This is a genomic window from Roseococcus sp. SYP-B2431, assembly GCF_004336745.1.
Classification (GTDB): Bacteria; Pseudomonadota; Alphaproteobacteria; order Acetobacterales; family Acetobacteraceae; genus Roseococcus.
Map to the genome: position 1 here is coordinate 1,136,738 of NZ_SJXD01000011.1, position 11,784 is coordinate 1,148,521.

General features: G+C 71.5%; 11 protein-coding genes. 6 read left to right on the forward strand and 5 right to left on the reverse strand.

Annotation, left to right across the window (positions count from 1 at the left end; all coding sequences use genetic code 11):
- The first annotated feature begins 65 nt into the window (after nt 1-65).
- From EJV46_RS06730 to EJV46_RS06740, 3 genes are read left to right on the forward strand one after another with little or no spacing between them, the layout of a single operon-like run.
- A complete protein-coding gene (locus EJV46_RS06730; RefSeq protein WP_240782427.1) occupies nt 66-1,025 on the forward strand; it encodes a tripartite tricarboxylate transporter substrate binding protein in 960 nt (319 codons plus the stop codon).
- A complete protein-coding gene (locus EJV46_RS06735; RefSeq protein ID WP_131547778.1) occupies nt 1,026-3,293 on the forward strand; it encodes a penicillin acylase family protein in 2,268 nt (755 codons plus the stop codon). It abuts the gene before it with no gap.
- Between the two features lie 42 nt (nt 3,294-3,335).
- Entirely contained in the window at nt 3,336-4,484 is a 1,149-nt protein-coding gene (locus EJV46_RS06740) for a benzoate/H(+) symporter BenE family transporter (protein ID WP_131547779.1), read from the forward strand.
- Here EJV46_RS06740 and EJV46_RS06745 read toward each other — a convergent pair.
- Nucleotides 4,479-5,441, reverse strand: coding sequence for a Gfo/Idh/MocA family protein (locus tag EJV46_RS06745; RefSeq protein ID WP_131547780.1), 963 nt, complete (start codon nt 5,439-5,441; stop codon nt 4,479-4,481). The genes EJV46_RS06740 and EJV46_RS06745 overlap by 6 nt on opposite strands.
- The gene (locus EJV46_RS06750; RefSeq protein ID WP_131547781.1) at nt 5,431-6,591 is read right to left on the reverse strand and encodes a 4-hydroxybenzoate 3-monooxygenase; all 1,161 of its coding nucleotides are present in this window, start codon (nt 6,589-6,591) and stop codon (nt 5,431-5,433) included. Before EJV46_RS06750 ends, EJV46_RS06745 begins: the two co-directional genes overlap by 11 nt.
- 66 nt (nt 6,592-6,657) lie before the next feature.
- Between EJV46_RS06750 and EJV46_RS06755 the strand changes: the two genes are divergently transcribed.
- Together EJV46_RS06755 and EJV46_RS06760 are read left to right on the forward strand one after the other, a co-directional pair.
- Nucleotides 6,658-7,284 (forward strand): DsbA family oxidoreductase, encoded by a 627-nt coding sequence (locus EJV46_RS06755; RefSeq protein ID WP_131547782.1) that lies wholly within the window; start codon nt 6,658-6,660, stop codon nt 7,282-7,284.
- A gap of 189 nt (nt 7,285-7,473) precedes the next feature.
- Nucleotides 7,474-7,770 (forward strand): alkylphosphonate utilization protein, encoded by a 297-nt coding sequence (locus tag EJV46_RS06760; protein WP_131547783.1) that lies wholly within the window; start codon nt 7,474-7,476, stop codon nt 7,768-7,770.
- Between the two features lie 53 nt (nt 7,771-7,823).
- On the opposite strand, the gene EJV46_RS06765 is transcribed toward EJV46_RS06760, so the two are convergent.
- The 3 genes from EJV46_RS06765 to EJV46_RS06775 all read right to left on the reverse strand — a co-directional run bounded on the left by EJV46_RS06765 (nt 7,824) and on the right by EJV46_RS06775 (nt 11,069).
- Nucleotides 7,824-8,705: an oxaloacetate decarboxylase gene (locus tag EJV46_RS06765; RefSeq protein WP_131547784.1), complete on the reverse strand. Its 882-nt coding sequence runs from the start codon at nt 8,703-8,705 to the stop codon at nt 7,824-7,826.
- 77 nt (nt 8,706-8,782) lie between these two features.
- The gene (locus EJV46_RS06770) at nt 8,783-10,111 is read right to left on the reverse strand and encodes an LLM class flavin-dependent oxidoreductase (protein ID WP_131547785.1); all 1,329 of its coding nucleotides are present in this window, start codon (nt 10,109-10,111) and stop codon (nt 8,783-8,785) included.
- Nucleotides 10,112-10,184: 73 nt separating this feature from the next.
- Nucleotides 10,185-11,069 carry an alpha/beta fold hydrolase gene (locus EJV46_RS06775; RefSeq protein ID WP_131547786.1) on the reverse strand — a complete coding sequence of 295 codons (885 nt, stop codon included), beginning with the start codon at nt 11,067-11,069 and terminating at the stop codon, nt 10,185-10,187.
- A 245-nt stretch (nt 11,070-11,314) separates the two neighbouring features.
- Here EJV46_RS06775 and EJV46_RS06780 point away from each other — a divergent pair, with 245 nt between their 5' ends.
- Nucleotides 11,315-11,779, forward strand: a complete 465-nt coding sequence (locus EJV46_RS06780) for an SUF system Fe-S cluster assembly regulator (RefSeq protein WP_370323064.1) — start codon at nt 11,315-11,317, stop codon at nt 11,777-11,779.
- The last annotated feature ends 5 nt before the right edge of the window (nt 11,780-11,784 follow it).

An 11,784-nucleotide genomic window follows, 5' to 3' on the forward strand; every position in this document is an offset into this window, starting at 1 on the left:
GCCTATACTCTCCCGCATGACGAAGGCCCGGGAACAGGGGCCGGAGCGTCGGGAGAGAAATGAACATGCTGCGCCGAACACTGCTCGCCACGCCTTTCCTGGTCACGGGCGCCTTCGCCCAGGGCGCCTGGCGCCCCAACCGCCCGATCAACATCATCGTGCCCTTCGCCGCCGGCTCGGGGACGGATGCCGTGGCGCGCGTGCTCGCGCAGATGCTCTCGGCCGAGCTGGGCGGCGTGAACGTCACGGTGGACAACCGCGCCGGCGCCAACGGCACCATCGCGGCCACGGCCGTGATGCGCAGCCCGGCCGACGGGCACACGCTCTTCGTCACCACGAACACCACCCATGCCGCCAATCCCTGGCTGCTGAAGCGCCTGGACTACGATCCGATCGCGGACTTCACGCCGCTCAGCAAGCTCGGCAACTACATCTTCTGGCTGACGGTGGGCGCCGAGGTCCCGGCGCGGAATTTTCGGGAGTTCATCGCGCTGGCCCGCGCCAATCCCGGGCGGATCAGCTACGCCAGCGGCAATGGAACCGGCATCGTGGCGGGCGCGACCATCGCGCGGCTCGCGGGCGTGGAGATGCTGCATGTGCCCTATCGCTCGACGCCGCCGGCCATCACCGACGTCATCGCCGGGCGGGTCTCCAGCATCGTGATCGACCTCACGCCCTCGCGCGGCCATGTGCAGGAGGGGCGCCTGCGGCAGCTCGGCATCACCAATGCCGCGCGCTCGGCCCTGGTGCCCGAGGCGCTCACGCTGGCCGAGCAGGGGCTGACCGGCTTCGACCTGCTGAGCTTCGCCGCGCTCTTCGGCCCGGCCCGCCTGCCGCCCGAGGTCACCGCGACGCTGGGCGAGGCCATGCAGCGCATCGGCGCCCGCCCCGAATACCGCGCGCGCATGGCCGAGATGGGCTTCGACGGGGGCACCTCCACCCCCGCCGAGCTCGGCGATTTCGTCCAGCGCCAGATCGCCGCCTGGGGCGAGATGATCCGCGGCGCCGGCATCGAGCCCGAATAGATGCCGCGCCGGCGCCGCCGATCCGGCTGGTGGCGCCGGCTGGTCATCGGCTTCTGGCTGCTGGTGATCGCCGTCCCGCTGGCGATCGCGGCCGTGATCTGGAGGACCATTCCCTCCGACGACATGGAGCTGCGGATCGCTGGCCTTTCCTCCCCGGTGACGATCGCGCTGGACGAGGTGGGCATCCCGCGCATCCGCGCCCGCACCGAGCGCGACGCGGCCATCGCCCTGGGCTTCCTCCACGCGCGCGACCGCCTGTTCCAGATGGAGATGATGCGCCGCGGCGCGCAGGGCCGGCTCTCCGAGATCGCCGGCAGCGCCACGCTGCGCAACGACCGCTTCGTCCGGCTGCTCGGCCTCGCCCGGCGCGCCGAGGCCGATTTCGCGGCGCTGGACGCGGACACGCGCGGAATGCTGGAGGCCTATGCCATCGGCGTGAACGCCTGGATCGCCGAGCGCGGTCGTTTCGCGGCGCCCGAGTTCCTGGCCCTCGGCGCGCCGGAATTCTGGCAACCCTCGCATTCGCTGCTCTGGGCCAAGGTGATGGGGCTCTGGCTGTCGAACAACTGGCGCAGCGAGCTGGAGCGCGCGCGGCTGGCCGGCGCCCTGCCGGCGGACCGGCTCTGGGATCTCTGGCCGGCCGACCAGAGCGCCGGGCGGCCCGATGTCGCCGCGCTGTCCGGGCTGGACCGCATGCTGGCGGCCATCCCAGTCTTCGGCGAGGACGCGCCCCTGCCCGACACCGCGTCCAACGCCTGGGCCGTGGCTCGCGGAGCGGCCGGCGCGCCGTTGCTCGCCTCCGACCCGCATCTCGGCTACGGCGCGCCGATCCTCTGGTACCTGGCCCGCATCGAGCTGCCGGACGGGCGCTTCGTCGCCGGCGGCACCGTGCCAGGCGTGCCGCTGGTGCTGATCGGCCGCAACGCCGACCTCGCCTGGGGCTTCACCACCACCCATTCCGACACGCAGGACGTCTTCCGCGAACCCGAGAGCGCGGCGCGCGTGGTCCGCACCGAGGTCATCCACGTCCGCGGCGAGCCGGACGTGACGATGGAGGTGCGCGAGACCGCCAATGGCCCGGTCATCTCCGACCTCGACGAGATGCCGCGCGGCGATGGCGAGGTGCTGGCCGTGCACATGGCCAATCTCGAGCCCAACGACACGGCCGCCGCCGGCTTCCTGGCGCTGAACCGGGGGCGGAGCATCGCCGATGCTCGGGCGGCGGCGGCGCTGATCACCTCGCCGCCGCAGAACATGATGGTCGCGGACCGCAGCGGCGGCATCGCCCTGTACCTGACCGGCCGCACGCCCCTTCGCGGTGCCGGCGACGGCAGCGTGCCGGGCTCCGTGCCCTGGGCCGGCTTCGTCCCCTTCGACGAGCTGCCGCATGTCGAGAACCCGGAGGGCGGACTGCTGGTGAACGCGAACAACCGCGTCAGCCCGCCCGACCACCCGGCCTTCCTCTCGCGCGAATGGTTCGGCGACTGGCGCTTCCGGCGGATCCACCAGCTGCTGGCCGAGCCGGCGCCGCGCGACGAGGGGCGTTTCGCGGCCATTCAGATGGACGCCGTCTCGCTGCTGGCCCGCGAGGCGCTGCCCGTGCTGAACGCCCTGCCGCGCGGCACGGGCGCGCTGGGCGTGGCGCAGGGGCTGCTGGCCGACTGGGACGGCGAGACCCGCGCGGACTTGCCCCAGCCGCTGATCTGGAACGCCTTCCTGCGCCGCATGCCGGCGCTCGCGCTGCGGCGGGCCGGCATCCGCAACGCGCCGGGCGGCCCGGAATTCCTGCGCTTCCTGCTCCTCGACGCCAATGCCGGCTGGTGGTGCGGCGGCGATTGCCGCGCCATGGCGGCGCTCGCGCTGGCCGAGGCGGTCGCCGAGCTGGCGCAGTCGCATGGCGCCGACCCCACGGCCTGGCGCTGGGGGGCCGCGCATCGCGCGCTCTTCGAGCACCCGCTGCTGCGCCTGGTCCCCGGGCTGAACCGCGCGATCGAGCTGGCCGTGCCCGCCTCGGGGGACGACCAGACCGTGCAGCGGCAGGGCCCACGCGGCGGCGGCGGCTTCGGCGCGGTGCATGGCGCCGGGCTGCGGATGGTGGCCGACCTCTCCACGCCCGACGGAATCTATGCGGTCATCGCCACGGGGCAGTCGGGCCACCCGCTCTCCAGTCATTGGGGCGACCTGCTGGGGAGCTGGCACGAGGGCCGGCTGCGCCAGATCCCGCGCGAGCCGGCGGAGACCACGGGGCGCATCCGGCTGGCGCCGTGATGCCGGCTTGCGGGCCGTCGGCTCACGCGGCAGACGGGTCCGATGCTGCAGCCCATCCTCCTCGGCCTCCTGGCGGCCTTTGTCGGCTTCGCCTCCTCCTTCGCGGTGGTGCTGCAGGGCTTCATCGCCATGGGCGCCACGCCCGAACAGGCGGCTTCCGGCCTGGTGGTGCTCTGCCTGCTGATGGGGCTGCTGGGCGCGGGGTTCTCGATCGTCTGGCGCATACCGATCTCCATCGCCTGGTCCACGCCGGGCGCCGCCCTGCTGGCGACCAGCGGCGCGCCGGAAGGCGGCTTCCCGGCGGCCGTGGGCGCCTTCCTCGCGGCCTCGCTGCTGTTGATCCTGGCCGGGCTGTGGCGGCCCTTCGCCCGGGCGGTGGAGCGCATCCCGCCCGCCATCGCGGCGGCGATGCTGGCCGGCGTCCTGCTGGACCTCTGCCTGGCGCCCGTGCGGGCGGTGGGCGCCCTGCCCTGGCTCGCCTTGCCCGTGGTGCTGACCTGGGCGCTGATGCTGCGGCTCCAGCGGCTCTGGGCGGTGCCGGCGGCGGTCGTAGTGGCCGTGGCGGTGCTGGTGACGGGGCCCGGCCTGCCCGGCGGCGGGGCCTGGCAGCCGCCCGAGCTCGCCTGGGTGACGCCGAGCTTCCATACCGGCGCGATGGTGGGCATCGCGCTGCCGCTGTTCCTGGTGACCATGGCGTCGCAGAACCTGCCCGGCTTCGCGGTGCTGGCGGCGAACGGCTACCACATCCGGATGCGGCCGGTCTTCCTGGCGACCGGCGCGGGCAGCTTCCTCGGCGGCCTCCTCGGCGGGCAGCTGGTCAACCTTGCGGCGATCACCGCCGCGCTCTGCGCCGGGCCCGAGGCGCATCCGGACCCGCGCCGGCGCTGGATCGCCGGCTTCTTCGCCAGCCTCGGCTATCTCGGCTTCGCCCTCGTCTCGGGCGTGGCGGCCAGCGTGGTGGCGGCGGCGCCGCCGTTGCTGATCCAGGCCGTGGCCGGGCTGGCGCTGCTGGCCTCGCTGGCCGGGGCCCTCTCCATTGCCCTCGGGGACGAGGCCATGCGCGTGCCCGCCATCGTGACCTTCGTGGTCACCGCCTCGGGCCTCAGCGTGGGCGGGATTGGGCCGGCCTTCTGGGGGCTGGTGGCCGGGGGCGGGCTGCTGCTCCTCCTCCGCCCCAAATCCTCCTCATGAGGCGAGGATGCCCTCCACCGCCTCCATGACGGACAGCGCCTCGGCGAGACTCGCCAGCTCCGTCTCCTCGCCGCGCGCGAGAGCCGCGAGCTTGTCGAGCTGTCCGGCCAGGGTGAGCGGCCGCATCTCCGCATTGGGCATGGCATCGGGCGCCGTGCGCCACTGGCCGTCGGCCTCCAGCTTCTCCGCATAGGACCAGTCGCGCAGCCGCAGCTGGCCCTTGCTGCCGATGATGGTGGTGAGGTTGTGCTCGTCGGCCCTGGTGGTGCCGACGCTGCCCGTCAGGGCCACCGGCACGTCGCCGGCCCAGAGGCGGGCGGCGATGGCGGTCTCGGAGCCGTCCCCCTCGGGATAGGTCACGCTCGCCTCGGCCAGCCGCAGCGGGCCGCCCCAGCGCTGCGCCAGGAAGAGGAAGTGCGAGACGACCTCGCGCGTGAAGCCGCCATCCGCCCGCTTCGACAGCCAGGAGGCCGCGCCCTTCTGCCAGCCGCGCGGCCATCCGGCGAACTCGGCCCGGATCTCGATGCGCTCGATGCGGCCGATCTCCGGGCGCCAGCGGCGCAGCTGCGCGATGGTCGGCGAGGAGGCCATGGGGAAGTTCACGGCGGCCCGCTGGCCTTGCGCACCGGCCACGAAGGCCCGCGCGGCGGGGACGTCGGAGGCCAGCGGCTTCTCCAGGAACAGCGCCTTGCCCGCGGCCAGCGCCGCCTGGCCGAGCGCGATGTGCGAGTCCGGCGGCGAGGCGACATAGACCGCCTCGGCCGCGGCGATGACCTGCTCCACCGAGCCGCTCATCGTGACGTCGCCGGTGATGCCGGCCAGCCGCCCCACCGCCGCGTCGGAGGGATCCCAGACGGCCACGACATCGGTGCCCGGATGGGCCAGGGCGGCGCGCATGAGCCGCTCGCCCATGATGCCGAGACCGATGATGCCCAGCTTCAGGCGGTCAGATGTCATAGGGCAGCCCCACATATTGCTCGGCCAGCGCCATCTGCGCGGCCTTCGAGTGAACGAGATAGTCGAGCTCGGCGACCTGCACGCGATGCTCGAAAGGATCGTCGCCGCGATAGCGGTGGAGCATCGAGGTCATCCACCAGGAGAAGCGCTGCACTTTCCAGACCCGCTTGAGGCAGATGTCGCTGTAGCGGTCCATCAGGGCGGTGTCGCCGTCGCGGAAGAAGGAGGTCAGGGCCGCCGCCAGCACGCGGACATCGGCCACGGCGAGGTTCATGCCCTTGGCGCCGGTCGGCGGGACGATATGGGCGGCGTCGCCGGCCAGGAAGAGGCGCCCGTGGCGCATGGGCTCGGCCACGAAGCTGCGCATGCCGGTGACGCCCTTCTGGATGACCCTCCCCTCGTTCACGGCGCCGAGGCGGGTAACCAGGGACTCCCAGATCCGGCCGTCCGGCCACAGGGAAAGATCCTCGTCCGGCGCGCATTGCAGGTAGAGGCGCGAAAGGCTGGCGCTGCGCATCGTGGCCAGCGCGAAGCCCTCAGCATGGCGGGCATAGATCAGCTCGTGGCTGATCGGCGGCGCCTCGGCCAGGATGCCGAGCCAGGCGAAGGGGTAGACGCGCTCGTAGACGCGCAGCAGCTCCGGCGGCATGGCCTCGCGCGACGGGCCGTGGAAGCCGTCGCAGCCGGCGATGATGTCGCAACGCAGCTCCTGGGCCACGCCGTCGGCCGTCCAGGTGATCCGCGGATGGCCGGTGGCGATGTCGTGCAGCGTGACATCGCCCACCTCGAAGTGCAGCGGCCGGCCGGTCTCCAGCCGGGCGGCGACCATGTCCTTCACCGCCTCCTGCTGGCCGTAGATGGTGACGCGCCTGCCAGTCAGCCCGTGCAGGTCGATGCGATAGGAGCCGCCGTCGAAGCGCAGCTCCAGTCCGTCATGCGCCAGCCCCTCGCGCAGCAGGCGATCGCCAAGCCCGGCCTCGACCAGCGTGTCCACGCTGCCCTGCTCCAGCAGCCCGGCACGGATGCGGCCCTCGATATGGGGACGCGAGCGGGCCTCCAGCACGACGCTGTCGATGCCGGCGCGATGCAGCAGATGCGCCAGCAGCAGCCCCGCCGGCCCCGCGCCCACGATCCCGACCTGAGTCCGCATCGGCCTGCCCCGCTACCGTCGTCTTCCCGAATGGCGCAGAGTAGCGCCCAGGACAAGGAGCGGGCCATGGAACCCACACGCCGCATCGACGTCATCTCCGACGCCATCTGCCCCTGGTGCTGGATCGGCAAGACCAACCTGGACGCCGCCCTGGCCCTGCTTGGCCCGGCCGCCGCCGGGTTCAGCGTCCATTGGCGCCCGTTCCAGCTCAATCCGGACATGCCGCCCGAGGGCGTGGAGCGCGCCGCCTATCGCGCCCGGAAGTTCGGCAGCGTCACGCGCGGCGCGGAGCTCGATGCCAATGTCGCCGAGGCCGGCCGGAAGGTGGGGCTGGAATTCCGCCACGACCTGATGCTGCGCACGCCCAATACCGTCCACGCGCACCGGCTGCTGCAATGGTCGGGCGCGCGCCAGCACGCGATGGCCGAGGCGCTGTTCGGCGCCTATTTCCGGGACGGCAAGGACATCGGTGACGTCGCCGTCCTGGCCGAGGTCGCCGCCACGCTCGGCCTGGATGCCAGCGCCTTCCTGGCGAGCGACGAACTGGTGGAGGAGGTTCGCGCCGAGGACGCCTATTTCCGCAAGATCGGCATCTCCGGCGTGCCCAGCTTTGCCGTCGACGGCCGCGTGCTGTTCAGCGGCGCCTATCCGGCCGAGCAGATCGCCGCGGCGCTGACGCGCCAGGCGGCCTGATGTGTCCGAGAGGGTGATCCGCCCCGGCGGATCGCTCCAACAGGAGATCGCGTCGCCCGCGGGGAACAGCCGCCGAAAGCCCTTCGGGATCGCGCGATGAATCCGCCCGTCCTGCGGGCCTGAAACGCCCGGCCCGCGCCATCGGCCGGGCAAGCTGCTACAGGCGCGCCAACCCCAGGAGAGGCGGATATGGCTGACGACGACGACATCTATGACGAAGCGACCGGGGAATGGCGGCCGGCCGGAGAGATCGCCGCGGCCGCGGCCGAGACGCCCGAGGTCCGCGATGCCTCTGGAAACCTGCTCGCCGACGGGGATTCCGTCACCCTCATCAAGGACCTGAAGGTGAAGGGCGCCAACCAGACCCTGAAGCAGGGCACGGTCATCCGCTCGATCCGCCTCACCGACAATGCCGAGGAGATCGACTGCCGGCACGACGCGATCAAGGGGCTGGTCCTGCGGACCGAGTTCGTCCGCAAGCGCTAGCTGTCGCCGCCATGAAGGTCGCCCTCCGGGTCTGAGTTGGCCAGCTGTGGCCCCTACTCCGCCGCTTTCGCGACCACCGGGTCGCGAAAGCGCGTGCGCAGCGCGTCCCATTCATCCGCGCCCCAGCGCTGGAAGCGCTCGCGCACCGAGGGCACGCCCTTCGAGGAGGGCGGCGCGTCCGTCGCCATCACCTGCTTCAGCACCTCGTCACAGGCCATCATGATCGTGCTGAGCAGCAGGCCCGGCATGATGGTCAGGCGATAGCCCATGGCCTCGGCCTCGCCGAGGGCGAGGTCCGGCGTCTTGCCGGCGCGGACCATGTTCAGCAGGCAGGGGCCATTCACCAGCCTAGGGATGGCGGCGACCTGCTCCAGGGTCCGCGCGGCCTCGACGAAGGCCATGTCGGCGCCCGCCTCCAGCGCCAGGTTGGCGCGCTCGATGGCCTCGTCCCAGCCCAGCACCGCCCCGGCATCCGTGCGGGCGATGATCAGGAAGTCGGGATCGCGGCGGGCCGCGACGGCGGCGCGGACCTTGGCGATGTACTCGTCGCGCGGGATCACCTCCTTGTCGTCGAGATGGCCGCATTTCTTCGGGAAGGCCTGGTCCTCCAGGTGCAGGCCGGCGATGCCCGCGCGCTCGTATTCGCGCACCGTGCGCGTGACGTTGAGCTCGTTGCCGTAGCCCGTGTCGGCATCGGCGATGACGGGGATGTCGACCGAGCGGGCGATCACCTCGCCGTTCCCCGCCATCTCGGACATGGTGATCAGCCCGAAATCGGGATAGCCGCGCGCGGCCGAGGTGCCCGCCCCCGTCATGTAGAGCGCGGGAAACCCGGCCTGCTCGGAGAGCCTGGCGGTGATGCCGTCATAGACGCCCGGCGCGCGGACCATGCGCGGCGCGGCCAGCAGCTCCCGCAACTTTCGGGTCTGGGTCATGTCGGTGTCCTCCTCGCGGCGATGTTCCGCCGCCTGCGCCCTTCCGTCCAGCGCGATCCGGCCGGACGAGGCGGCGGTCAATGCGCCGAGGGAGGCTCCGGCAGGCCCAGATTGGCGCGTAGCGTCGTCCCCTCATAGGCGGTGCGGTAGAGGCCGCGCCGCTGCAGGACCGGGATCACCTGGTCGACGAACTCGACCAGGCTCACAGGGGAGAGGGCGGGCAGGACGTTGAAGCCGTCCGCGCCGCGGCCCTCGATCCATTCCTGCATCACGTCGGCCACCTGCTCGGGCGTGCCGACGACGACGTTGTGCGTGTTGCCGATGGCCGTGCGCTGGTAGAGCTGGCGGATGGACCAGTTGTTCTCGCGCGCGAGGTTCAGGATGACCTGCGCGCGGGTGGCGAGCTCCTTGTCCTGGCGCAGATCCGGCACGGGATCGTCGATCGGATAGTCGGAGAGATCGCCGAAGAGCGCGCTCAGGTACCGAAGGCCGACCAGCGGGTCGATCATCTCCTGCATGGCCTTGAACTTGGCTTGCGCCTCGGTCTCCGTGCCGCCCAGGACGGGCAGCAGGCCTGGCATGATCTTGATCTCGTCGCGGTCGCGGCCGTACTTCGCCATGCGCGACTTGAGGCCCTCGTAGAAATTCGCGGCGCCGGCCAGCGTCGGCTGCACGGAATAGACGACGTCGGCGGTGCGAGCGGCGAGCTCCTGGCCGTGCTCGGAGGCGCCGGCCTGGCAGATGACGGGCCGGCCCTGAACCGATCGCGGCGCGCCCAGGGGCCCCTTCACGCGGAAGTGGCGGCCCTCGTGGTTGAGCGCGCGAACCTTCGTGGGATCGAAGAGCATGCCGCTCGCGCGATCGTAGAGGAAGGCGTCCGGCGCCATGCTGTCCCAGAGGCCGAGCACCACGTCCACGAATTCCTCGGCCCGGTCGTAGCGCGAGGACTTGTCGAGGATCTGCGCCGAGCCGAAATTCTCCGCCTCCTCGTCCTGGAAGGAGGTGACGACGTTCCAGGCCGCCCTGCCGCCGCTCAGCAGGTCGAGCGAGGCGAAGGTGCGGGCCACGTGGAAGGGCACGCCGAAGGTGGTGGAGGTGGTCGCCGCCAGGCCGATGTTTTTCGTCATCGGCGTCAGGGCGGAGAGCAGCGTCAGCGGCTCGAAGCTGCCGCCGCGCACGCTGCGGCCGCTCACGCCCCTGGGCGTGTCGATCATGGAGAAGGTGAGGAAATCGGCCAGGAAGGCCATGTCGAACAGGCCGCGTTCGGCGATGCGGGCCTGGTTCAGGTAGAAGTCGAAGCTGCTGACGCCGTCGGCCGGCACGTCCGGGCTCAGCCAGGCGCTGTGGTGGTAGCCATAGCCGGCCATGGAGAGGCCCAGCTTGATCTGCGGTCTCTTGTCGCTCATGCGCTGATCATCCGTCGTAACGCGGGCAGTCTGCGTCCGAAAGGCTTCGTCGTAAAGGTATTTCAGATGACGATCAGGATTTCGCGGCGATGATCGCCCCGGTGAGGCTGGCCGGGATGCGGTCGCGCCAGGAACCGCTGTCCACCGCCGTCACGAAGTCGAGCACGGCGCGGTTGAACGCGTCCGGATCCTCGATGTTCATCGTGTGCCCGCATTTCGGCAGGACCACGAGGGCCGAGCCGGGGATGGTGCGCTTGAGATAGAGGGCCGGCTCCAGCGTGGGGTCGTCCTCGTCGCCGGCGACGACCAGGGTGGGCAGGCTCATCCGGCGGAAGCCGGCCTCCAGCTCGAAGAGGGAGGGGCGCTCGCGCTGGACGCCCTGCATGGTCAGCGCCGACCCTTCGGTCGAATGGGTGGCGAGCTGCGCCTCGAATTCGGCGAAGCCCCGCGGATCCTTCTCCTCGAAGACCAGGCGGGTCGGGCCATGGGCGTAGATGGTCGCGAATTTCTCCATGCCGATTTCGCGCAGCTTGGCGATGGAGGCGTCGATCTCGGCCTGGAACTGCGCGCGCTTGTCGGGCGCCGCGCCGTAGCCCACCCCCGCGGCCACAAGGCTGCGCGCCAGATGCGGATGGCGCAGCCCCAGGTGCAGCGTCGCGAAGGCGCCCATGGAGAGGCCCACCACATGGGCCGGCGCCAGCTTCAGCGCGGTGATGACGGCGGCGATGTCGTCGGTCGCGCGGTCCTGGCTGTAGGACTTGGGGTCCGTCGGGATGCCGCTCGGCGCATAGCCGCGGGCGAAGAAGGCGATGCAGCGGTAGCGGCGGGCGAAGAAGCGCATCTGCGCTTCCCAGGAGAGCGCGTCGCCGGCGAATTCATGCACGAAGACCATCGGCGTGCCGGAGCCGGCCTCGATGTAGTGAAGATCGACGCCATCGTCGGTACGGATGCTCGGCATGCAGGGGCTCCCTCGGTGCAGCGCGAGATTGCGCCGGGAGGCCGGACGCGGCAAGGCGAGGAGGCGCCCGAGGAAGGGGCGCCGGGATGACCGAGGCCCCATGCGCGGCCCGAGCCTTCGACTGCCCGAGGCTGGCCACCCATGCCTTGAGCGCGAAGGCTTTTTCGCGGAAAAGCATGGCTCGGGGCGACTCGGCCCCTTCAAAGCGGACGCCATTGGTCCTATTTGAGCTGCATCGCAGGAGAATGGCGGTGCTGAAGCTCTCGAGATTGACCGACTACGCGGTGGTCGTGCTCTCCCGGATGGGACAGAGCGACGCGCCGCTCCTCAGCGCCCCGGGCCTTGCGGCACGGACGGGCCTGGCGGAGCCGACCGTGGCGAAGGTACTGAAGATCCTCGCGCAATCCACCATCGTCGAGGGCCTGCGCGGCGCGCGCGGCGGCTACCGGCTGACCCGGCCGCTCAGCGAGATCAGGCTGTCCGAGGTGATCGTGGCCTTCGACGGCCCGATCGCCCTGACGGCCTGCGTCGAGGGCGGCACGGGCCTCTGCGAGAGCGAGCACCTCTGCCCCGTCCGCGGCCGCTGGGATCCGGTGAACCGGGCCATCCGGGAGGCGCTGGCGAATATCTCCGTCGCCGATCTCGCCGGAGGGGGCTGTCTTGGCGGGTTCCTGCCCCACCCCGCCGACCACCACCTTGCCGCGAAGTAGAGTTT